General features: G+C 63.3%; 21 protein-coding genes. 4 read left to right on the top strand and 17 right to left on the bottom strand.

Annotation, left to right across the window (positions count from 1 at the left end; all coding sequences use genetic code 11):
- Positions 1-33: 33 nt before the first annotated feature.
- From QXZ85_RS19640 to QXZ85_RS19595, 10 genes are all read right to left on the bottom strand, one after another.
- A complete protein-coding gene (locus QXZ85_RS19640; RefSeq protein WP_316174819.1) occupies positions 34-960 on the bottom strand; it encodes a TauD/TfdA family dioxygenase in 927 nt (308 codons plus the stop codon).
- A 226-nt stretch (positions 961-1,186) separates the two neighbouring features.
- Positions 1,187-2,041 carry an NADPH-dependent oxidoreductase gene (locus QXZ85_RS19635; RefSeq protein ID WP_315703951.1) on the bottom strand — a complete coding sequence of 285 codons (855 nt, stop codon included), beginning with the start codon at positions 2,039-2,041 and terminating at the stop codon, positions 1,187-1,189.
- Complete coding sequence (locus QXZ85_RS19630; RefSeq protein ID WP_316174663.1) at positions 2,028-2,837, bottom strand: ABC transporter permease; 810 nt, start codon at positions 2,835-2,837, stop codon at positions 2,028-2,030. Before QXZ85_RS19630 ends, QXZ85_RS19635 begins: the two co-directional genes overlap by 14 nt.
- Positions 2,827-3,687 (bottom strand): ABC transporter permease, encoded by an 861-nt coding sequence (locus QXZ85_RS19625; protein WP_315742148.1) that lies wholly within the window; start codon positions 3,685-3,687, stop codon positions 2,827-2,829. Before QXZ85_RS19625 ends, QXZ85_RS19630 begins: the two co-directional genes overlap by 11 nt.
- Positions 3,684-4,535 carry an ABC transporter ATP-binding protein gene (locus tag QXZ85_RS19620; protein ID WP_315767845.1) on the bottom strand — a complete coding sequence of 284 codons (852 nt, stop codon included), beginning with the start codon at positions 4,533-4,535 and terminating at the stop codon, positions 3,684-3,686. The genes QXZ85_RS19625 and QXZ85_RS19620 overlap by 4 nt, the downstream gene beginning before the upstream one ends.
- Positions 4,532-5,617 (bottom strand): ABC transporter substrate-binding protein, encoded by a 1,086-nt coding sequence (locus tag QXZ85_RS19615; protein WP_315703955.1) that lies wholly within the window; start codon positions 5,615-5,617, stop codon positions 4,532-4,534. Before QXZ85_RS19615 ends, QXZ85_RS19620 begins: the two co-directional genes overlap by 4 nt.
- Positions 5,618-5,639: 22 nt before the next feature.
- Positions 5,640-6,869: an LLM class flavin-dependent oxidoreductase gene (locus tag QXZ85_RS19610; protein ID WP_315742150.1), complete on the bottom strand. Its 1,230-nt coding sequence runs from the start codon at positions 6,867-6,869 to the stop codon at positions 5,640-5,642.
- On the bottom strand, positions 6,805-7,116 hold the full coding sequence (locus QXZ85_RS19605; RefSeq protein WP_315742151.1) for a hypothetical protein: 312 nt from the start codon (positions 7,114-7,116) through the stop codon (positions 6,805-6,807). Before QXZ85_RS19605 ends, QXZ85_RS19610 begins: the two co-directional genes overlap by 65 nt.
- A 402-nt stretch (positions 7,117-7,518) precedes the next feature.
- A complete protein-coding gene (locus QXZ85_RS19600; RefSeq protein WP_315742152.1) occupies positions 7,519-8,307 on the bottom strand; it encodes a MetQ/NlpA family ABC transporter substrate-binding protein in 789 nt (262 codons plus the stop codon).
- A gap of 270 nt (positions 8,308-8,577) precedes the next feature.
- On the bottom strand, positions 8,578-9,387 hold the full coding sequence (locus QXZ85_RS19595; RefSeq protein ID WP_315742153.1) for a MetQ/NlpA family ABC transporter substrate-binding protein: 810 nt from the start codon (positions 9,385-9,387) through the stop codon (positions 8,578-8,580).
- Between the two features lie 251 nt (positions 9,388-9,638).
- Between QXZ85_RS19595 and QXZ85_RS19590 the strand changes: the two genes are divergently transcribed.
- Positions 9,639-11,048, top strand: a complete 1,410-nt coding sequence (locus QXZ85_RS19590; protein ID WP_315742154.1) for an LLM class flavin-dependent oxidoreductase — start codon at positions 9,639-9,641, stop codon at positions 11,046-11,048.
- A 15-nt stretch (positions 11,049-11,063) separates the two neighbouring features.
- Here QXZ85_RS19590 and QXZ85_RS19585 read toward each other — a convergent pair whose 3' ends face one another.
- From QXZ85_RS19585 to QXZ85_RS19555, 7 genes are all read right to left on the bottom strand, one after another.
- Complete coding sequence (locus QXZ85_RS19585; protein WP_315742155.1) at positions 11,064-11,486, bottom strand: DOPA 4,5-dioxygenase family protein; 423 nt, start codon at positions 11,484-11,486, stop codon at positions 11,064-11,066.
- 178 nt (positions 11,487-11,664) lie between these two features.
- Entirely contained in the window at positions 11,665-12,447 is a 783-nt protein-coding gene (locus QXZ85_RS19580; RefSeq protein ID WP_315742156.1) for a class II aldolase/adducin family protein, read from the bottom strand.
- A gap of 218 nt (positions 12,448-12,665) precedes the next feature.
- Positions 12,666-13,511, bottom strand: a complete 846-nt coding sequence (locus QXZ85_RS19575; RefSeq protein WP_315742157.1) for an amidohydrolase family protein — start codon at positions 13,509-13,511, stop codon at positions 12,666-12,668.
- A gap of 28 nt (positions 13,512-13,539) precedes the next feature.
- Complete coding sequence (locus QXZ85_RS19570; RefSeq protein WP_315764298.1) at positions 13,540-14,916, bottom strand: LLM class flavin-dependent oxidoreductase; 1,377 nt, start codon at positions 14,914-14,916, stop codon at positions 13,540-13,542.
- A 230-nt stretch (positions 14,917-15,146) separates the two neighbouring features.
- Entirely contained in the window at positions 15,147-16,115 is a 969-nt protein-coding gene (locus QXZ85_RS19565) for a sulfonate ABC transporter substrate-binding protein (protein WP_315742159.1), read from the bottom strand.
- A 223-nt stretch (positions 16,116-16,338) separates the two neighbouring features.
- Positions 16,339-17,121 carry a MetQ/NlpA family ABC transporter substrate-binding protein gene (locus QXZ85_RS19560; protein WP_315703965.1) on the bottom strand — a complete coding sequence of 261 codons (783 nt, stop codon included), beginning with the start codon at positions 17,119-17,121 and terminating at the stop codon, positions 16,339-16,341.
- A 260-nt stretch (positions 17,122-17,381) separates the two neighbouring features.
- Positions 17,382-18,464, bottom strand: coding sequence for an LLM class flavin-dependent oxidoreductase (locus QXZ85_RS19555; RefSeq protein ID WP_315742160.1), 1,083 nt, complete (start codon positions 18,462-18,464; stop codon positions 17,382-17,384).
- Positions 18,465-18,769: 305 nt separating this feature from the next.
- On the opposite strand from QXZ85_RS19555, the gene QXZ85_RS19550 reads away from it, so the two are divergent.
- Genes QXZ85_RS19550 through QXZ85_RS19540 form a run of 3 tightly spaced genes read left to right on the top strand, consistent with a single transcriptional unit; the run spans position 18,770 to position 21,396 of the window.
- Positions 18,770-19,642, top strand: coding sequence for an ABC transporter permease subunit (locus QXZ85_RS19550; protein WP_315704290.1), 873 nt, complete (start codon positions 18,770-18,772; stop codon positions 19,640-19,642).
- Positions 19,639-20,352 carry an ABC transporter ATP-binding protein gene (locus QXZ85_RS19545; RefSeq protein ID WP_315703967.1) on the top strand — a complete coding sequence of 238 codons (714 nt, stop codon included), beginning with the start codon at positions 19,639-19,641 and terminating at the stop codon, positions 20,350-20,352. The genes QXZ85_RS19550 and QXZ85_RS19545 overlap by 4 nt, the downstream gene beginning before the upstream one ends.
- A gap of 18 nt (positions 20,353-20,370) precedes the next feature.
- Complete coding sequence (locus tag QXZ85_RS19540; protein ID WP_315728957.1) at positions 20,371-21,396, top strand: NrtA/SsuA/CpmA family ABC transporter substrate-binding protein; 1,026 nt, start codon at positions 20,371-20,373, stop codon at positions 21,394-21,396.
- Positions 21,397-21,420 lie beyond the last annotated feature (24 nt).

The following is a 21,420-nucleotide window of genomic DNA, read 5'->3' as shown; positions in this document are numbered from 1 at the left end:
GCCCGCGCGACGTCGCGGGCCTTCGCCATAATGTCAGGCGGCCTTGCCGACCGGCTTCGGCGCCTTGATGCGCGTGACGCTACGCCGGCCGTCGATGCCGACCGGAACGCCGCCGTCGATGGTGGCGCGCCGCACGATGCGGTGCTGATCACCATAGTCGTTGACCGCGATATGCTGCGTGGCCCGATTATCCCAGATCGCCACGTCGCCCGTCTGCCAGCGCCAGCGCACCGTGTTCTCGGGCGCCGTGATGTAGGACTGGAACAGTTCGAGCAGCTTCTGACCGTCGCCCTTACGAAGTCCTACGAACCTCTGAACGAAATTCCCAAGCACGAGCGTTCGTTCGCCGGTCTCCGGATGGACTTGAACGACCGGATGCTCGGTCTCATAGATCGTACCGGTAAACACCTCGTCGAAATGCTTGCGATCTGCCTCCGTCGCCTGCGTGCGAGTCGCGGCATAATCGTAAGCATTGCTATGGACCGCCCAGAGCTCGTCCGCGAGCCGCTGCAACGGCGCCGGCAGATCCTGATAGGCCGCGGCCGTATTCGACCAGATCGTATCGCCGCCGTACTCCGGAATCACGACGCCACGCAGCACCGCAGCCTTGGGATAGGCATCGACGAAGGTCACATCCGTGTGCCAGGAATCGGCACGACCGCCGCCACGCGCGGAATCGAGTTCGAGAATGGACGCAGTGCCCTTGATCGAGCCGACCGTCGGATGCGGCACGAGATCGCCGAGCTGCTTGGCAAAACGCTCCTGCTCGGCATCATCGAGATGATCCTGACCGCGGAAAAAGACGACGCGATGCTGCAGCAGCAGATCGTTGATCTCCTTGACGGTTTCATTGGGCAAATCGCCCGATAATCTCACGTTGCGGATCTCCGCGCCGATCCGCGCCGACAGCCTGGACACGTCGGACAACGGAATCGAACGGCCCGAAAGCGGATTTGATATCGAAACTGAGTGGACGGTGGCCATGGCATGCTCCCGATGCGATACGGTTTTGTTTGCACGTCGGCGTCAGCAGATCCTCGTCGCACGAAGTCAGGACCACGCTGACAATGACGTTCGAACCAAAACTATACGCAAAGCCGGCAGAATTGGCTTTCAAACTTGGCGCATCCGGAGGAACGAGCAACTGGCGGATGGCGAGGTTACGAGAACAACGCAAGTTCTGCTGCTACTTCAGCCCGAAGCCGAGCGCACGTAACGCATCCACGAGCTTGTCGCGGCCGTTGAGCGCCTTTGCCGAACCGAGCCGGTTGAGCACCGCTTCACGCCATCCGATCGCGGCAACGCCCTGGGCGGTCTGAAAGCCGCGCAACGTCTCGTCATAGGCCGTTATTCCGTCGACCTCGTCGGACGGGGCATAGCGCTCGCGATGCACGATCACGCTTTGCCGCAGCCGCGGCTTGACGTCCTCGCCCGCCGAAAGATCGGGATAACCGACACACAGGCCGAACACGGAGAGCACGTTCGGCGGCAGGCCAAGCTCTTCGGCGACAGCCTGCGGGCGGTTGCGGATCGCGCCGATATAGACCGACCCAAGCCCGAGCGATTCCAGAGCGACCACAGCATTCTGGGCGGCGAGCGCCGCGTCAATGACGGCAACGAGAAGCGTTTCGAGGAAATGGAGTCCCTCATCGGGCCGCCCTTCCCGCTTCGCCAGACGCTCCGCACGCGACAGATCGGCGAGCCAGACTAGGAACAGCGGCGCCTCGCGGATGTGCTTCTGGTTGCCGGCGAATTCAGACAGACGCTGCTTGCGCGCCTGATCTTCGACCACGACGACACTCCAGGTCTGCAGGTTGGAGGACGACGCGGCCGATTGCGCCGCGGCCACCAGCGTCTCCACCGTCTGCCGCGGCACCGGGTCCGGCCGATAGCTGCGGATCGAACGATGCGCCAGGAGATGCGCCAGGATGTCGTTGGCGCCTGACGCGATCTCGGGAACGTGCGCGCCGTAGCGCTTACGCAGCGCTGCCGTGATGTCGTCCTCCGCGGCAATCGCCGTCGTGTTTTCAATGATCGTCATTGTGCTTCCTCATTCTCGCCGTGCGCCATTTCACCAGCCGCCGTTCGAGCAGCGTCGCGCTTCGATCCACCGCGAAGCCGACCAGTCCCACGACGACGATCCCCAACATCACGAGCGCCATCTCGAAGCGCTCGCGGCCCGAGATGATCAGGCCGCCGATCCCGGGCCCCGCCGCCATGAAATACTCGGCGCCGATGGTCGCAAGCCAAGCATAGATCAGGCCGAGATGGAGCCCGGTCAGCACCGAGGGAGTTGCGGCAGGCAGATAGAGCGACCAGGCCAGCTGCAGGCGGCTGAACCTGAAGACATCGCCGACGTCCAGGAGCTTCGTCGAGGTCGACCGCACGCCTTCGACCGTGTTGAGGATGACGGGAATGGCCGCAGCGAGCGCGATGAAGACGATCTTGGCGGCCTCGTCGAAACCGAACCATAGCGAGATGAGCGGAATCCAGGCCAGCAGCGCAATCTGTTTGAGACCGTTGAACCAGGTCGTGAAGATGCGATCGGCGATTCTAGACAGTCCGAGCAGAAGGCCGACGACGATCCCGATGCTGGCACCGAGCGCAAAGCCGAGAAGATCGCGCTTGAGGCTCGTCGCCAGCGCAAAAGGCAGTTCGCCGCTCCTGAATTCCTGCCAGGCGACCCGGCCGACCTTCTCGAGCGGCGGCAGGAACTGCGGATTGACCAAGCCGGAATGACTGCCGGCCTCCCACACAGCCAATAACAGCAGTGGCAGCACGAGACCGCGCCGCAGGGTAACTACAGCAGATCGCGTACTGAGATCGTCAGACGCCATCGGTCCGCCACCGCTGCAGCCGAGCCTCGACGGTCGCCAGCAACTTGTCGCTGGCGAAGCCGATTACGCCGATCGCCGTCATCGCGACCAGCACCGTGTCGAGCCAGAACATCTGCCGACCCCAGACCAAGAGATAACCGAGACCTTCGGATGAAGCGAGGAGCTCGACACTGACCAGCGCGATCCACGCATGGGTGAGACCATAGCGCAGCCCGGTGAAGATCGGCGGCACGGAGCCAGGCAGAACCACGTGGCGCAGCATCTGCAACCGCGTGAAACGGAACGTCTCTCCGACCTCGACCAGCGCGCGTGGTACGTTGGCGATCCCTGCACTGGTGTTCATCGTAACCGGCACGAAGGCGGCCTTGGCAATGACGACGACCTTCAGCGTCTCGCCGATCCCGAGCAGCAGCATCGCGAGCGGAATCCAGGCGAGCGCCGGCACCTGCGCGATCGCGGTGAACAACGGACGCACATGCTCGTCCACCCGCCGCGACAGTCCCATTGCTGCCCCCAGCAAGAGGCCTGCCCCGGCACCGACCGCGAAACCGAACAGCACACGCAGCAGGCTGATGCCGGCATGCTGCGCCAGCTCGCCACTGGCGATCATCTCACCGAAAGTGTGCAGCACGTCGGCCGGACGAGGCAGGATCTGCTCGGCCAGCCAGCCGCGCTCGCTGCCGATGATCCAGACCGGAAGCGCGATCGCGGGCAAGATCAGAACCCAGGCCAACGCTTTCATGCGCCCGGCGCGGGCCGAGACCGCGGCAGCACCGCGCCATTCGCGCAGGCCACTGGCGCCGAACAGGCCACGTTGACGCAGCTCCGTTTCGAGGACGGCGTCGCTCATGCGTCGCTCCCTCCGTCGTGGCCGGCTGCCGGGTCACCGTCATCCTGCTCGAGCGTCCGCAGCACTTCGTCGCGGAGCCGGATCAGCCGATCGTCGCTGCGCTCGCGTGGCCGGTCGGCCACGACATCGAAGCTGCGGGAGATTCGACCGGGCCGGGGCGCCAGCACCACGACGCGGTCGCCGAGAAATACGGCCTCCTCAACATCATGGGTCACCAGGATCATCGTGATCTTCTCTTGCGCCCAAATGCGCTGCAGCTCGTTCTGCAGCCGGGCCCTCGTCAGAGCATCGAGCGCTCCGAAGGGCTCGTCGAGCAGCAGCAGGCGCGGCCGGTTGACGAGCCCGCGCGCGATCGCCGCGCGCTGCGCCATGCCGCCGGACAGCTGATGCGGATAAGCCTCGGCAAAGCCGTCGAGACCGACCAGCGAGATGTGCGCGGCGACCGCCTCGCGCTTCTCGGCTTCGCTGATCGGCGCGTTCTTGAGGCCGAGCGCAATGTTCTGCCGGACCGTTGCCCAGGGAAACAGTCGCGGCTCCTGGAACACGATGCCGCGCTCGAGACTCGTGCCGGTGACGGCTTCGTCATCCTGCACGATGGTCCCGTCGTAGTCGTGGTCGAGCCCCGAAATCAGCCGCAGCAGCGTGGACTTGCCGCAGCCGCTGGGGCCCAGCAAGGCGACGAACTCGCCGGGCGCAACGTCCAGCGAGACGTTATCGAGTGCCGCAATCGGGGCGCCATTGACGGTGAAGGCCTTCGAGACGCTGCGTACTTCCAGCCGGCCGCGCGGCGTCGCCGCGTTCGTGGCCGGCGTCTCGGCGCGACCTGTCCGCTCAACCACGATGCTCATTGGCCGGCCGCCACCGGCTTGCCGTCGGGCCCATATTCCTGCCAATAGCCAACGAGGCCCTGGTCCTTAAGCGCCCTGTCGAGGAAGGAGCGCTCGAACCAGCCATCGATCTCGACATTCCGGCGAAGCAGGCCGAACTCCTTGGCCTGCTTGGCCTGGAAGCGATAGCTCTCGATGATCGAGGCATCGATGAGCGGCGTGTTGCGATATTTCAGCTCCTGGTCCTTGAAATCGAACCGATAGCCGGAGGCTGGAAAGCCGGAGCGTGCGGAGATCTCGAAGAAGGCGTCCCGGTTGGCTTCCTCTGACGACCAGCGCGCGGCACGCACGATGGCGGATACGACCTTCTGGGTGATGTCCGGATGGGCCGCGATGAAGGCCTCCTGCCCGATCAGCGTGGAATGCCGCTCATAGGCCGGGTTGTCGCCCTTGGTCGTATAGATGATCTCGGCGATGTTCTTGTCGACCAGGCTGGCAAGCGGGAAGTTGCCGAAGGCCGCGTCGATATCGCGCGAGGTCAAGGCTGCGTTCGTCGTCGCGGTATCCATGTTGATGACCTGGACGTCCTTCTCCTGCAGGCCGTAGCCCGCAAGCACCTTCACCGCTGCCAGATGATTGTTGGTGCCCCGGAAGATCGACACCTTGCGTCCGCGCAGATCGGCGACCTTGCGGATCGGAGAGCCCGCCGGCACCGCAAGATAGATCGGCGCATGCGCACCGGAGGCGATCAGGACCTTCGTCTTCAGGCCGTTGGCACGGCCGATGATCTCGGGCAGATCGCCCTGCAGGGCGAAATCGAGCTGATTGTTGGCGAAGGCCTCGTTGACCGCCGGCCCTGCTCCCTTGAAGAACGACCATTCGATCTTGACGTCCGGATTGTCCTTGAGTTCCTGCTCGACGTAATGCTCGGAATGCGCGATCGCGGCCGACGAGCCGCCTGAGAATTGGCGGTTGTCGGCGCCGACATTGGCAAAGCCGATGCGCACCGTCAGCGGCTCGGCTGCGGCCTGCACGAGGCCGAGCGTTGCAAAGGCGAGGGCCGCGGCCAGCGTCGTCGAAAATCGTTCTCGCATTGACGTCATCGTTTGTGTCCTCTGCTGTCGGCTATTCCGCAGCCTGTGCCGCCGCAGGATGGGCAGGCGTCTCGATCACCGGCTTGCGCAAGCCTGCCTGCTCCATCAGCGGCAACACGCGCCGACCGAAGAAATCGAGGTCCGGCTTGAAATCGTAGAACGAGAGCTGCAGGCCATCGACGCCGGCCTTCTTGAGCTGGACGAACTGCTCGACGACCTGCTCCGGCGTGCCGATCACCTCGATATTGCCGCCGATCGCCCGGCGCTTGGGTGCATCGAGCCCGCTACGGCCGCGCCAGGCATGCGCATCGCTTTCGAGATTATGAAAACTTCCGACGGGATCGGCATGGGCCACGATCGCATCGTGATAGGCCCACGTCTCACGCTCGGTCTCGCGGCAGATCACCATCGGATTGAGCAGGGTCCGCACCTCGCGACCAAGATCACGCGCGGCCTGCTTGACCCTTGCCGTATGCGCGGGCAGCGCCGGGATCGCACTCTCGAAGCTCGAGCCGGCCGGACTGGTGATGAACACGATGTCCGAATAGCGCGCAGCAAAGGCTATGCCTGCATCGGAACCGGTGGCGTTGACCAGGACCGGCCGGCCGAAGCGGGGCTTCGGTGTGACGAAGGCATCGTTGAGCTTCCAGGACGATTGGCCGGCGAACGAATAGTTTTCGGTCTCGACCCAGAGCCGCTGCAACACCTCGAGAAACTCGGCAGCCAGTTCGTAGCGACGGTCATGCTCGATCCGGCTCCAGCCGAAGGCTTCGTGCTCGGCGGCGCGATGGCCGGTCACAACGTTGATGCCCCAGCGTCCATTGGAAATGTGGTCGAGGGTGGTGCCGTATTTGGCGAGATGCAGCGGATGCCACGGGCCGTAGAGCACGTGGATGGTCGAGATCAGGATGATACGCCGGGTGAGGCTGGTCAGCGCCGCCGTCGTAACGAACGAATCGAGCGCCTCGCCGGTGAACACGCCGCCATAGCCGCCTTTGGGCAGCCATTGCGACAGCGCGAAGACGAGATCGAAGCCAAGTCCCTCGGCTGCAAGGACGAGATCGCGGTTGTAGTCAAAGTGCCAAGACGTGGTCCGCTGCAGCGTCGACGCACTCCAGCCGCCGGCCTGGATCGGCAGGAATAATCCGAGCAGCAGCGGCTGCGTCAGCGCCTGCGACAGCGGGCTCTCCGGCCATTCAGCCGGTCCAGGAAATCCGTCCCAGCCGACCAATGCTCCCGGTCGATGTGTGATGATCGTCATGCTGTCCCCTTGTCTCGTCCATCGGCTGCGCGAGCCGCGGCTTCGCCACCCGCCGAAACACCGTTTCCATCAACCATTGCTTGTTCGGAAGTTGTCCGGCCCATTCGTCCCCAGCCCGAATGCCGGCGATATTGGCCCAGCCGTCCCGAAGCCAACGTCCGACGCGACAGCCCAAGGCGCCGGCCATGCCGCCGCCGACCACGAGCACATCGGCCGTACGCGACAGCAAGTCAGGCGCGGTCGTCACGATGGGTACATCCCGTGCCGCGGCGTTGTCGTTGGCTTGCGGATGTGGCGCCTGCCACCATGCTCAAACTCCCGATATCGCGCGGGTGACGCGCGAACCAGCATGGTCATCCAGCGCACCATCCCTGGCAATTTCAGAGTTGGGCGATTTTCGATCGCTCTGTTCTCGATGCGATCAGGTGGCGAGAAAATTTCAATTGGATGAATGCGCCCCGACCGCTCGATCCACGGCGATAGCAAATTTATCGCCTCGTCCTTCCTGATGACGCGGGCGCGACAACAATTTTTGGTTTCCTTGGCACGCTGCGATCCGCTTCGTATCGGCGGCGACGCTGACAGGCTGTTGCAAGCCGGCGGACCGTGCTGCCTTCTCTGTTCGCCGACGCTCGCGCGCTGTGCCCGATCACCAGGTCGCGATATAGGCGCCCTTGAAGCGTGTCTCTAGAAATGCCTTGACCGGCTCGGACTGGTAGGCCTCGATCAGCCGCTTGACCCAGGGCTTGTCCTTATCCTCCTCGCGCACCGCGAGGATGTTGACCCACGGACCTTCGGCGTTCTCGCGCGCGATCGCATCCTTGGCGGGATTGAGCCCAGCCTGCACTGCGTAGTTATTGTTGATCGAGACCAGATCGACATCGGCGAGCGCCCGCGGCAGCTGGGCCGCGTCAAGCTCCACGAAGCGCAGCTTCTTCGGATTGTCGGTGATGTCGGCGACCGTCGAGGCAACGTTGCTCGGATCCTTGAGCTTGATCAGCCCGTGCAGCGCCAGGATCATCAGCCCGCGCGCACCATTCGACGGATCGTTGGCGATGGCGACGCGCGCGCCCTCGGGCAGCTCGGCCAGGGTCTTGTATTTCTGGGAATAGACGCCTTGCGGCGACGCGATCGTGGTCGCGACCTTGACGATCTTCCATCCCGTTTTCGAGATCTGGTTCTTGAGATATGGCTCGTGCTGAAACGAATTGGCCTCGAGATCCTTCAACGCGAGCGCCTGGTTCGGAATGACATAGTCGGTGAATTCGACGACCTTGATGTCGAGCCCACGCTCGGCGCCGACTTTCTTCACCACGTCGAGAATCTCGGCATGCGGTCCAGCCGTGACGCCGACACGGATGGTTTCGGCCTGCGCCGGCAGGGCTGGCAACGAAGCCAGCAATAAGAAGGTGGCAACGACTACGACGAGGCTACGCATGCAAGTCTCCAACGAAACAATCAGGTTCCGCTGGTCACTAGCCCCGGCTCGGTCAGGTATCAATCGCACCAATGAATAAGGTTATGACGGTCCTGCCGACGCCCGTTCTGGGGATGGGACATCCTTCTAACGGACACCTGGGGAGACTGTTTGTTCTCTCCGCCACGAATGCGCATTTGATGGCACATCGAGTCGTTAACGGCGCTCCATTCCGATTGAAGCCTGGGGACGCGATCCGCGGCCCAAAAGGCAGCATCGCCGCAATCCATATTAGGACGCTTTGTTATCGAACCCAGCCGGAATGAACGCAGGCAGCTTCTCCTCGATGAACTGCTTGACTGCCGGCGACTTGAATACCTCGATGAAGGCCTTCAGCTTCGGATTGTCTTGTCTGTCCGCCCGCGCGGTGAAGCGCAGCACCAGGCCGTCATCGATCGTGCGATCGATGACGAGGGCCGCCTTCGGATCTCCGCCGGCCGGAATCAGATATGTGATGTTGACGAGCGCGAGCGTGACGTCGTCGAGCGAGCGGTAGGTCTGGGCGGGATCCAGCTCGACGATCTTCAGGTTCTTCGGATTTTCGATGATGTCGAACTTCGAAACCGAAAAGCCCTTGCCGGCTGCCAGCTTGATGAGCCCCGCCCGCTCCAGCAGGATCAGGCCGCGCGCGCCGTTGAGGGGCTCATTGGGAATGGAGACGGAGGCGCCGTCCTTCACCTCGTCGAGCGTCTTGATCTTCTTCGAGAACAGCCCGACCGGCGCGATCACGCCGACCTTGTCGACCTGCACCAGGTTGTAGCCCCGTTGCTTGTTCTGCAGCGCCAGATAGGTCGCATGCTGAAACAGGTTGGCGTCAACCTCGCCCGAATTGATAACCTCGTTGATCGCAACCCAGTCAGACAGCTCGACGACCTTGACGTCGAGCCCCTTGTCCTTGGCGAGCTTGGCGGCAAAGCCGACTACCTGCCCCACCGGGCCCGCACTGGTCGCGATCTTCAGCGGCTCATCGGCCCGGCCGGCTGCCGAAAGACCAAATGCCAGGCCAACGGCCAGCGCTACACGCAGCAGTATCTTGATCACGTTTCAGCCTCGTCATCGGGAATGCAAACGTCACAACTCTGCGAATGATGTGCACTCGCCCCGGGCCTGTCGAGCGCTCGCGAAAAAAAGCGACGTGCGTTCTGCCGTGCTACGTGTCGGCAACACCATTTGCGGTGAAGCGGGCTTCAAATGGAAACAACGTGCTCCCGGCGAGCTGCTATCGTCGCTGTCGACGAGCGACATCGCCGACAGACGATCCATAGCACTCACGCATTCCTGAGAGCCGACCGATGGCCAAGCCCCGCGAACTCCGCTTCAACGCCTTCAACATGATGGCCCCGAGCCATAACTGGGCCGGCCTGTGGTCGCATCCGCGCGATCAGTCGATCAACTACAACACGCTCGGATATTGGGTCGACTATGCCAGGATTGCCGAACGCGGCCTGCTCGACGGCATCTTCCTGGCCGATGTCTTCGGCGTCTACGACGTCTACGGCAACAGTCCGGAGACGGCCCTTGCGCAGGCCGTCCAACTGCCCAACGCCGACCCGACATTGCTGGTCTCGGCCATGGCGTTGGTCACGAAACATCTCGGCTTCGGCATCACGTCGAACCTGACGTTCGAACACCCCTACCAGTTCGCGCGACGCTTCTCGACGCTCGATCACCTGTCAGGCGGCCGGCTCGGCTGGAACATGGTCACCGGTTATCTCGACAGCGGCGCCCGTGGAATGGGCCTCGCGAAGGGCCGCGCCCATGACGACCGCTACGACGCCGCGGACGATTTCCTCGCGGCCGTATATAAACTCTGGGAGGGAAGCTGGCAGGACGGCGCCGTCCGCCGGGATCGCGCCGGAGGCATCTTCACGGACCCGGCCAAGGTCCAGCGCGTGCGACATGATGGAGCTTATTTCCAGGTCGACGGCATCCATCTGGCCGAGCCGTCGCCGCAACGCACGCCCCTGCTCTACCAGGCCGGCACATCGAAACGCGGCCGCGCCTTCGCCGCCAAGCATTCGGAAGCCATCTTCCTCAACGGCCAGACTAAATCCGTGCTCGCCGGCGCGGTCCGCGACATCAGGACGGCCGCGAAGGAGTTCGGCCGCGATCCCCACGACATCAGGCTGTTCGCTGGCGCCACCGTCATCGTCGCGCCGACTCGCGCCGAGGCCCACGACCTCCTGGAAGAGTATGCCAGTCACGTTGATCAGGCGGGCCAGCTTGCACTGCTGTCGGGCTGGGCCGGGGTCGATTTCTCGACCTACCGCCCCGACGATCCGATCAGATACGTCCCGAGCAACGCGATCCAGTCGATGGTCGAGAACTTCACCGTCCGCAGCGATAGCCCCGTCCGGATCGGCGATCTCGCCACGCTGAGCTACGCCGGCGCGCGCTCGCCTTTCGTGGTCGGCTCGCCGCAAGAGGTCGCGGATGAACTGATCGCCTGGGCGGAGGCCACCGACGTCGACGGCTTCAACCTGTTCCGCCTGGTGGCGCCGGAATCGCTCACCGCGTTCGTCGATCTCGTCGTGCCCGAATTGCAGTCGCGCGGCGTCTACAAGACCGCGTACGCCGAGGGCACCCTGCGCGAGAAGCTGTTTCCGGGCCGCGGGCCATTGCTTCACACCACCCATCCCGGCGCGGCCTACCGCGATCCTGCGACGTGGGCAGCCGCGGCACGCCCGGATGCGGCGGAGTAGCAGCATATATGATGGTCAGGGACAAACCGTCGGTCGCGTGTTCGGCTCCCGTGGCAGCTCCGCCTCGCTTTCCTGTGGCAGCTTGTCGCCACGGATAGCGAACGGCGGTCCGATCCAGAGCGCGTGTGCCGTATGATCCGCCAGCGGCCGCGCCGTGTTCGGGTGAATGAGAACACTTAGCTTCCCGTGATTGAGCATCAGCCACGGCACCAGCGTCGGAAACACCTCGACCGCAAAGGCGACCTGGTACATCGATTGCTCATGGGGACCTACCAGCGCATCGTGCCAGTGCCCCAACGTCACGACGAAGCGTTCGCCGATCCAATCCCGGAGCTGCTGTGCATCGCCGCGCGTCCCCTCGGAATAGTAAATATGTGCATGGAAGCTGGTGATGGCATCGATCGGTTGCGGCACCGCCGCGATGTCCGGCGCTCCCATGGCGTCCTCCCTTCTTTCTTCGGGCAGAGCGGCCCCGGGTTTACCCCTTCGCACAACGCGCTTTGCTCACCGACTCTTCTACCGCAGCATAGGCGGACGCGCCATGCGCGCGATGGAGGAATAGAATGCCCGCCGGGACATCGATCCGGCCGGGCTTCCTAACGTCCCCACCTCGATCTCAGTTGAAGAGATCCGGCTCCTGCGCCGTGATCCAGTCCCATAACGGCTGGAAGCTGAAATAGCCGCCCTTGTGGGTTCCGACCTGGCTCGCCGTCAGCTTGGCGACCTCATGCGGAATCGGCTTGGTAGGACCGGCGGCCTCGGCCAGCAATTGGGTGCGCGCGGCATTGTCCATCGTGATGTACCACCACGCTGCGGCCTCGATGGTCGGACCGACCGTCAACAGTCCGTGGTTCTGCAGGATCGCAGCCTTCTTGGTGCCGAGCGCTTGCGCGATCTTCTTGCCCTCGTCGGCATCGAGCACCACGCCCGTGAACGGATCGAACAGCGCGTGGTCCTCGTAAAAGGCGCAGGCATCCTGGGTCAAGGGATCGAGCAGCCGGCCGAGCGCGGACCAGGCCTTGCCGTAGGTCGAGTGGGTATGCGCGGCAGCGATCACGTGCGGATGCGCCGCGTGAATCGCGGAATGAATAACAAAGCCAGCCTGGTTGATCGGCTTGTCGCCGACCAGAATGTTGCCGTCGTGATCGACGAGTTGCAGGTCGGAGACCTTGATCTGGCTGAAATGAGCGGAGAGCGGATTGATCCAGAACCGGTCGGTGTACTCCGGATCGCGCACGGTGACGTGCCCTGCGAGCCCCTGATCGAAGCCGTAACGGGCGAACAGGCGGAAGGTTGCGGCCAGGCGCTGCTTGCGATGCAGCCGTTCCTCTTCGAATGAAGCCGCGGGCGGACGCTCCACGAGCGAAAACTTCCTCGGCCTTTCGACGATCGTGTTCATTGCCGTTCACCTCCTGCCTCGAGCCCGCGCTCGTCGCGCGATGCGCTCACTGAGACCATGGTAGAACGACTGGCGCGAGACGATCTTTTCAAAGATCGCCGCTCTCCGAATCGAAAATTCTCTGCGGAGCTGCCGTTAGTACTCTTGTGTGGGTCTGGCTGGCCCGCAGCGAGCCAGGACACGGGCTTCCTCTCTCCGAAGCGGTCCGCTCCGTTTCCTCAAAGACTCAGCAAGCGTATGGCGTTCGTGGAGAAGACCCGCTCCAACACATCGTCGCGGAAGCCGGCAGCGGCGTAGTCGTCGATCGACTGCCGGATCGGCCGAAACGGATAAGAGGAGCCGAACAGAAATTGATCGGCGAGGAAGCTGTTGGCCGCCTTCACATAGGCCTCCTGTCCCGGCTGAAACAGATACATGTCCGGGATGAGATGGACATTGGCGTGCCGGAAGGCGACGCCAATGATCTCCTGCACTCTCGGCCAGGAGCCGTGATAAACTCCGATCTTGAGGCGCGGAAACGCTGCGGCGACGACGGCCACGCCGGACGGATCGTTGAAACGTGGATCAGGCGTCGTCGGTCCGGTCATCAGGAACAGCGGAATGTCGAGTTCCTGAAGCCGCTCGTAGATCGGCCAGTAGACGCGATCATCGGGGTGGCGAGGCGGCGCGCCGAAGCCCGGCTCGATGTCGATCCCCTTGAATCCAAGCTGGCTGACGGCGCGCTCGATCTCCTCGATCGCGGCCCGTTCGCCCTGAATGACCGGATCGACCGAGCCGATCCCGACCAGCTCCGCATGGCCGGAGACGATCTCGTGGATGCGGTCGTTCGGCAAATGCTGGAACGGCGTATGTCGCCCGACCACCACGGCCCGCGCCAGACCGGCATCATGGATCTCGGCAAGAAAGCCCTTTTGGGTCAGCGAACACGTGAAATGTGCATCATCTCCCCGCGTGCCGACGCGGCGATTGAGCCACCGCGCGGTCTCAAATTCCGGACTGCCAAGCGTAGCACCGAAAAAGTCGTGCAAATAAGCCGGGCGGCAACGCAGATCGATAATGGTCATCTGAATTCCTTAAGGATCGCAGGCCCAGCTAGATGTTGTACTGACGGCCAACCGGCCGGAACCGCCCGGCCGCATGCCGATCGGGCAGGCGGTTCCCCTCGCCGAACAGCTTGTGGCGCAGCGAACCATCCGCGTAGGCGGTCTTGTAGAGACCGCGATCCTGGAGCTCGGGAATGACGATGTCGATGAAGTCCGCATAGGTCTCGGGCACCACGATGCGGCTGAGGTTGAAGCCATCCACCTCGCCCTCCTCGATCCAGGATTGCAGTTCGTCCGCGACGGCAACGGCGTCGCCGGTGATCGTTGCATAGCGGCCGCCCAAAGCGAGTTCGTTCAGGAGATCGCGCTTGGTCAGCTTCCTCTGTGCGGCAATCGCCGTCGCCGATTGGATGGAGTTGCCGGGCGCGTAGGGAATGGGCTCATCGAGCCCGTAGCGTGAGAAATCGATGCCGGTGGACGCCGAGAAATGCGCCAGTCCGGCCTCCGGACTGGCATAGCGCAGGTATTCCGCGCGCTTGTCCTCAGCCTCGGCCTTGGTCCGGCCCGGCACCACCGCAATGCCGACGAAAACCTTGATGTCTTCCGGCCGACGGCCGGCTTGCGTCAGCTCCGCCCGGATGGCGCGCGCGGCGTTGCGCGCCGTCGCCTTGTCGCGGGCGGAGATGAAGACGCATTCGGCGTGTCGGCCGGCAAAAGCGCGCCCTCGCGGCGAGGTGCCGGCCTGGTACAGCACGGGCGTCCGCTGGATAGAGGGCTCGGAGAGGTGATAGCCGTCGACCTGAAAGAATTCGCCATGATGCGAGACGGGCCGGATCTTTGTGGGATCGGTGAAGATTCGAGCCGCGCGGTCGCGACGTACGGCATCGTCGTCCCAGCTTCCTTCCCAGAGCTTGTAGAGCACCTCGAGATATTCGTCGGCATAGTCGTAGCGGCGGTCATGCTCGGGCAGTTGCACGTCGCCCTTGCCGCGATGCGCGCTGTCGAGATAGCCGGTGACGATGTTCCAGCCGATCCGACCTCGCGTCAGGTGGTCAAGTGTCGAGAAGCGCCGTGCGAGCGTATAGGGCGCCTCGTTGTGTACGTTAACGGTGATGCCGAAGCCGAGCTGCTCCGTCGCAGCCGCCATCGCGGAGACGAGCAGAATCGGATCGTTGACCGGGAGCTGCACCGCCTCGCGCGCCGTCACATCGATCCCGCCGCCATAGATGTCATAGACCCCGATGATGTCTGCGATGAAGATCCCGTCGAACAGACCGCGCTCGAGAAGCTTGGCCTGATCGATCCAGTACGCAAGCGTGTTGTAGTCAGGCGAGCGGTCGCGCGGATGGGTCCAGAGGCCATGATTGATATGGCCGACGCAGTTCATGTTGAAGGCGTTTAGCAGGATCTGTTTCTTTGCAGCCATCAGAAAGCTCCGGACCGGGGCGGAATCCAGCGGTTAAGATGATAATGACCGATCCTACCGGTATTTCCAGCATACCGGATCGTGCAACGTGGAACGCGCACGTTGCGCCAGCGGCGGCCCTAATTGCAGCAACGAGCCCTGCCCTATGGCTCGCCTCTGCGCCTCCGCACAGTGCGTTCGCGCCGCCAAGGCAGACGGAACCAGCACCCTGTGCGTAATGTCTCGCCGACTCAGGAGGCAGGCTTCCGTACAACGGTCGCAACTGCGATCGATTTCGGGATCAGGCCAAGATAGAAGAATGTATCGGCAATTCGCTGCTGCTCGGCGACCACGCTTTCATCCAGCGGTTTGACTCCGTAGCTCTGACGTTTCAGCGCAATCTCGAGGATGGGCGCCGGAATGCCGATGCCTGGGCTGAGTTCGGCCGCGACATCCGTCACCCTGGTCTTCGCCCAGTCATCGAGCTCTGCGATCGAGGCAATCACGGCGTCGATCACCTGCGGATTGCCGTCGGAGAATTTCCTGGTTGCGAGATAGAATTGATGGTTGGGAGCAAGGTTGCTTCCATTGGTCAATGTGCGTGCATTGGTGGCGACTTCCGCGGCGGCCTGGAACGGGTCCCAGATCACCCAGGCATCGACCGAGCCGCGTTCGAACGCCGCCCGCGCATCGGCGGGGGCGAGAAAAACGGTCTCGATGTCGGTATATTTCAGGCCAGCCTTTTCCAGGGCGCGGACGAGCAGGTAGTGCACGTTCGATCCTTTGTTGAGGGCGACCTTCTTGCCCTTCAATTCGGCGACCGTCTTGATCGGAGAGTCCTTGGGCACGAGGATCGCCTCACCTTCCGGTGCCGGCGGCTCGTGCGCCACGTAGACGAAGGGTGCCCCGGCGGCTTGGGCGAAAATCGGCGGCGTCTCGCCGGCGTGACCGAAATCGATCGAGCCGACATTGAGCGCTTCGAGCAGCGGCGGGCCTGATGGAAACTCCTTCCATTCGACGCCGTATCCGAGCGGCTGCAGCTTCTTCTCGAGCCAACCCTTGCCCTTCAGCAGGATCAGGTTGCCATATTTCTGGAAGCCGATCCGGATCACCTTGTCCTGGCCTTCGGCACCAGCCGGCGAGGCGACCAATGCCGCGACGGCCAGGACCGTCGCCAACCTGACCGTCCGACGAAACAGAACGGCGGCGCGACGTCTCATTTCAGTGACCATAGCTACCTCGCAAGAAGTCAGCAAACCGCAGCTCGCGCGGTGTTTCGGGATTGCGATATATCGCGGGCGTGCTGGAATAGGCTTCCAAATATCAGAGCTGCCGCAGAGCATCGTTTCTCCGCGCGGAGATTTAAAACATGCTCCATTGCCGGTGAGTCACCCGCAGTCACCTGCAATAGACCGCCGGCCGCTAGGATCTCCGCGATCAAGCTCAAAACGCGGGAATCTGCCCCGGCAGCCTGTCTTTGATGAGCTGGCGGATGGTGTCATTCTGAAAGGCGCGGACAAGCTTCGGGACCCAGGGCGCATCCTTGTCGCGTTCGCGAACGGCAATGAAGTTGCTGTAGGGATTGTCGATGGGAGATTCGATCGCGATGGAGTCCTTTCCGGGAATGAGACCAGCCGGCACTGCGTAGTTTGTGTTGACGACGGCCGCGTCGAGATCGCCGAGACTGCGCGGCAGTTGCGCCGCGTCGATTTCCCGGAACTGGAGCTTGCGCGGATTGTCGACCACATCGAGTACGGTAGGTAACAGCCCTACCCCATCCTTCACCTTGATGAGTTTCTGTGCTTGGAGCAGCAGCAGCGCGCGGCCGCCGTTCGACGGATCGTTGGGAATGCCAATCGCCGCGCCCTGCCGGAGTTCGTCCACCGACTTCACTTTCTGCGAATAGAGGCCGATCGGCGCGATGATGGTGGTGCCGACCGGCACGATCTTATAGCCGCGGGTCTTGACCTGGTTGTCAAGGAAAGGTCTGTGCTGGAACGCATTGGCATCGAGATCGCCGGAGTCCAGCGCTGCATTCGGCAACAGATAGTCGTTGAAGACGATCACGGAGACGTCGAGGTCGTCCTTGGCGGCAATCTCCTTCACCTTGGTCCAGAGGATTTCGGAATCGCCGCCGGAAATCCCGACCTTGATCTTCTGATCGGCAAGAGCCGGCGCTGCAAACAGCGAGAGTCCGGCAATGATCGACAGCAGGCGGCGTTTCATGAAGTCTGGTCTCCGACGAATCTGACTTGGAGGCAAATAGTGGAGAGGAACGCTCGCCATGACAATGAAACGCCAAACCAAAGATGGTCGCGATCACGGAAGGAATGTCTCCGGCCCGATAGACCGCGCAGCGAGTTTTTCGACTTGCCCTCCCAATGAGTAAGCGGTGTGGCAACACATCATGTGTTAGCCGCTCGCCGACTTGAAGTCGCCGTTTGCTTCCTTATGGGTCTGTCTGGCCGTCGCCGGAACGATCAGGATCAGCCGGCGCGCAACCCAGCGGGATGCCGCACGGCCTGCCGCTGCCGCACGCGCGGAATGATTTCGTCGGCGAAGCGTCTCATCTCGGCATCGAAGGGCTGGAACTGCAGCATGAACAGTTCAATGCCCGTACGGTGGAAGTCGACGATCCGATCGGCCACCTCGTCATAGCTGCCGACCAGCCCGGCCGCAGTCCCGCCGTTGCTGCCCACGCGCGCGCCCTTCTGCATCGTCTGCATCATGACGACCTTGGGATCGGTGTTCTGCTTCTGGATGACCTTCATGGGGGCATCCTTTTCGGCAAGGCGCAGCAGCCGCAGATGCGCATGGTCGGCCTCGGCCGCGGTCGGTCGCGCCACGACGAAGGCCGACAGGCCGAAGCGCAGCGGCGCCGCGCCCGAACGCGGACGCGAGGCGACGTCGTTGATCAGCGCAGCCACATCGGCGATCGGCTGGCCGTTGATGAACCAGACATCGCCGCGATCGGCGACCAGCGCGCGCGCCGGCTCCGACTCGCCGCCGACATAGATGCGCGGCCGCGCACGGTAGAGATCCTTCGGGCGCAGCGCGTAGTCCTGCACATCGAAATATCTGCCCTTATGCGTGAGCCTTTCGCCCTGCAGGAGGCGCGACACCACGGATATCCATTCGCGCCCATATGCGTAGCGTTCGTCATGCTCGGCAAATCCGATCCCGGCCCGCTCGAGCTCCGGCCTGTTCCAGGCATTGACGAGATTGATCGCAAAGCGCCCGCGGCTGATGTTCTCGATGCCGAGCGCCATCTTGGCGAGCACCACAGGATGAAAGAGATAGGGCTTGATGGCCGTGATGATCTCGATCCGGCTGGTCAACGCGGCCAACGCCGCCGCTGCGCTCCAGGCTTCGAGCTGATCCAGATCCTCCTGATGTGGATTGATCGTGTGCTGGGCTATGAGTGTGGAATCAAAACCGAGCGCTTCCGCCGCCAGGACGAGATCGCGATTGCGCTCCCACGACGCGTCGTAGGGCTCCTCCGGATCCTGATGCGCCGCACGAGGACCGTGCACCGACGCCCAGATGCCGAAACGAAGCGGATGTGTCATTTGCTGGCCCCACGATCTGCGCTACTGGCGGTCGACGTCGACGCGGAGCGCGATTTCCTGACGCACGTACTAACAAAATCGGAAAAGAAGTTCTTGCCGCTTTTCGTGCGCGGGGGAAATCGAAAACCTCCAACCGGAACAACAATTGGAAAACGGCTCTATTTCGATTGGCCGTCATTCGTGGGAGATTTCGGCTAGCGCGCCCACGGTGCTTAGGACACTTCCGGTCGCGCGCAACAGATGCGCAGGCGCGCAACTCGGTCGTGATCGGGTTGCAAACGGATGATGACGAAGGCCGGACGACATTGAGCAATCTCGAACAGGCTGCAGGGACGATCGAGCTGTCGCAGGGCGGCCCTGGCAGCCAAGTGGACCAACAAGCACGCCAAACGGAAAGAACCGCTTCGATCAGCACCGCGCCCCTGCAGGCGCTGTCCTGGCTCGCGCCGGTGCTGCTGGTCCTGGTATGGGAAGCGCTCGCGCAAGGCGGCTATCTGTCGCCGCAGGTGTTGCCGGCCCCCAGCAAGATCCTGCGCACGGCTTTCAAGCTGGCGTCACAGGGCACGCTGGGGGACGACCTCGGCGTCAGCTTGTTGCGGGCGGCAGCCGGCTTTGCTGTCGGCGGGACGATCGGCTTTGCGCTGGGCGTTCTCGTCGGCTTCTCGCGTCTTGCGGAAGCCCTCATCGATCGCAGCATCCAGATGATCCGCGCGATTCCGTTTCTGGCGGTCCTGCCGCTCGTGATCGTATGGCTCGGTGTCGGTGAAGCCGAGAAGGTCTTCCTCGTCGCGCTCGGCGTGACTTTCCCGCTCTATATCAACACGACCCTCGGCATCCGTCAGGTCGACCCGAAGCTGATCGAGCTCGGCCGGGTTCAGGGCTTGTCGACCCTGCAGCTGATCCGCCGCGTCATCCTGCCGGGTGCCCTGCCCTCGATCCTGACCGGCGTCCGCTATGCGCTCGCCACGGCCTGGCTCGCACTCGTCGTCGCCGAAACCATCGGCGCGCAGTCGGGTCTCGGCTTCCTTGCGATGGATGCCCGCGAGTTCCTGCGCACGGACGTGATCGTGCTCACGATCGTCATCTACGCGTTGATCGGCGTTGCCGCAGACCTGATTGCGCGGTGGCTCGAGCGGCGGCTGCTCTCCTGGCATCCGAACTATGGAGCTGCACGATGACCGTCCGGTTCGCGCCGCCTCCGCACGCCGCTCCGGCCGTGGTCGTCCATGGACTGCGGCGCGCCTACGGCGATCGAACCGTGATCGACGGACTCGATCTTCGCATCGAACGCGGCGAGTTCGTGGCTCTGCTCGGCGAGAGCGGCTGCGGCAAGACCACGCTGCTGCGTGCGCTTGCGGGCCTCGACCCGGTCCAGGCCGGCCGCATCGTCGCGCCGCGCCGTCCTGCGGTCGTGTTCCAGGAGCATCGCCTGCTGCCCTGGGACAGTCTCTGGCGCAACGTTGCCCTCGGACTGGACGGTCCGGATGCTCGCCGGCGCGCCGCGGCCGCGCTCGGCGAAGTCGGTCTCGGCGACAGGGTCGATGACTGGCCGCGCAACCTCTCCGGCGGCCAGGCACAGCGGGTCGCGCTGGCCCGCGCGCTGGTGCAAGAGCCTGAGTTGCTGCTGCTCGACGAGCCGTTTGCCGCGCTCGATGCCCTGACCCGCATCCGCATGCATGTGCTGGTGCGCGAGCTCGTCGCCTGGCACCGGCCGGGCGTCTTGCTCGTCACCCACGACGTCGACGAGGCGATCGCGCTGGCCGATCGCATCCTGGTGATGCGCAAAGGTCGAATCGCATCCGAGCACCGCGCCAACGACATCGGCACGGTCGCGCGCGGCGACCTGTTAGCCGAACTCGGTGTGCTCAACGCACACGCTCCCGCTTAAATCCTGGAAGGATCGCCCATGTCGTCGGACGACTTTGAATACCCTTCACGCCGTCAGTTCCTCGGTACCGCTGCGTTCGGCGTCGGGGCGCTCGCCGGCTTCACCTTGACCGATCATGCCTGGTCGGCCGCGGGACGCATCACCGATACCGTACGCCTGACCTGGGGCCTGTCCGGGCTCAACCTGATTGCCAAAGAGCGTGGCGAATTCGAAAAGACGCTGGCGAAGGACGGCATCAAGGTCGAATGGCTGGGACCGTTCCCGAACCACGCGCCGACCTTGCAGGCCGTGACCGGCGGCACCGCCGATTTCTCGTTTGGCGGGTCGACGACGCCGGCGCTGGCGGCAATCATTGCTGGGTCGCCGCTGGTATTCACGCAGTTCGTTGTCTATGAGCCACGCACCACCGCAATTATCGCCCGCGACGATTCCGGCATCAACAAGGTTGAGGACCTCGTCGGCAAGTCGGTGGCGGTCAACCGCTCGGGGCTCGGCGAATTCCTGCTGGTCGCGGCACTGGAGAAGCACAAGGTCGACCGTTCCAAGGTCAAGTTCGTCTACCTCAACCCACCCGATGCCGCGCCCGCGCTCGCTTCGGGCAAGGTCGATGCCTGGTCGATGTGGAGCCCCGGCGTCGATATCGCGCGGCTCGACTACAAGGCGCACGACATCTTCCTGGAAGGTCGCGACCTCGAGTTCCAGATCGACTACACGTCCTACCTGACGACCCGCAAGTTCGCCACCGAGAACCCAGCTCTGGTCCGCGCCGTCAACGATGCCTTCCGCGCCGAGGGCAAATGGATTTCGGAGAATAGCAAGGACGCCGAATACATCGCGCAGAAGGCGGGCAAATACAGCGATGATGTTCGAGACCGGTTCATCGCGATGAACCGCCAGTACCGCTACTTTTCCGCGACCGACAGGCAGTTCATCGCTGACCTGCAGAAAGCAGCCGACTGGCTGGTCGAACGCAAGGTGCTGCCCGAGCCCGTCAAGGTTGCCGACCATCTCGCCCAGATCGACGAAGCGTTGCCGCAGCGCTGACCGGCCGTCCCCCTTTTCTCTCAT

Source organism: Bradyrhizobium sp. SZCCHNGR1005, assembly GCF_032489995.1.
Lineage (GTDB): Bacteria > Pseudomonadota > Alphaproteobacteria > Rhizobiales > Xanthobacteraceae > Bradyrhizobium.
The sequence above is the reverse complement of the archived record's forward strand: the minus strand, read 5'-3'. Positions and strand labels throughout refer to the sequence as shown.

Coding starts and splice junctions, on each gene's coding strand:
- QXZ85_RS19600 (WP_315742152.1), bottom strand. CDS start 8,307: ATGCGTAGCCTCGTCGTAGTCGTTGCCACCTTCTTATTGCTGGCTTCG.
- QXZ85_RS19635 (WP_315703951.1), bottom strand. CDS start 2,041: ATGACGATCATTGAAAACACGACGGCGATTGCCGCGGAGGACGACATC.
- QXZ85_RS19565 (WP_315742159.1), bottom strand. CDS start 16,115: ATGAGACGTCGCGCCGCCGTTCTGTTTCGTCGGACGGTCAGGTTGGCG.
- QXZ85_RS19555 (WP_315742160.1), bottom strand. CDS start 18,464: ATGACACATCCGCTTCGTTTCGGCATCTGGGCGTCGGTGCACGGTCCT.
- QXZ85_RS19620 (WP_315767845.1), bottom strand. CDS start 4,535: ATGAGCATCGTGGTTGAGCGGACAGGTCGCGCCGAGACGCCGGCCACG.
- QXZ85_RS19630 (WP_316174663.1), bottom strand. CDS start 2,837: ATGGCGTCTGACGATCTCAGTACGCGATCTGCTGTAGTTACCCTGCGG.
- QXZ85_RS19560 (WP_315703965.1), bottom strand. CDS start 17,121: ATGAAACGCCGCCTGCTGTCGATCATTGCCGGACTCTCGCTGTTTGCA.
- QXZ85_RS19545 (WP_315703967.1), top strand. CDS start 19,639: ATGACCGTCCGGTTCGCGCCGCCTCCGCACGCCGCTCCGGCCGTGGTC.
- QXZ85_RS19625 (WP_315742148.1), bottom strand. CDS start 3,687: ATGAGCGACGCCGTCCTCGAAACGGAGCTGCGTCAACGTGGCCTGTTC.
- QXZ85_RS19585 (WP_315742155.1), bottom strand. CDS start 11,486: ATGGGAGCGCCGGACATCGCGGCGGTGCCGCAACCGATCGATGCCATC.
- QXZ85_RS19570 (WP_315764298.1), bottom strand. CDS start 14,916: ATGGCTGCAAAGAAACAGATCCTGCTAAACGCCTTCAACATGAACTGC.
- QXZ85_RS19610 (WP_315742150.1), bottom strand. CDS start 6,869: ATGACGATCATCACACATCGACCGGGAGCATTGGTCGGCTGGGACGGA.
- QXZ85_RS19590 (WP_315742154.1), top strand. CDS start 9,639: ATGGCCAAGCCCCGCGAACTCCGCTTCAACGCCTTCAACATGATGGCC.
- QXZ85_RS19615 (WP_315703955.1), bottom strand. CDS start 5,617: ATGACGTCAATGCGAGAACGATTTTCGACGACGCTGGCCGCGGCCCTC.
- QXZ85_RS19540 (WP_315728957.1), top strand. CDS start 20,371: ATGTCGTCGGACGACTTTGAATACCCTTCACGCCGTCAGTTCCTCGGT.
- QXZ85_RS19575 (WP_315742157.1), bottom strand. CDS start 13,511: ATGACCATTATCGATCTGCGTTGCCGCCCGGCTTATTTGCACGACTTT.
- QXZ85_RS19580 (WP_315742156.1), bottom strand. CDS start 12,447: ATGAACACGATCGTCGAAAGGCCGAGGAAGTTTTCGCTCGTGGAGCGT.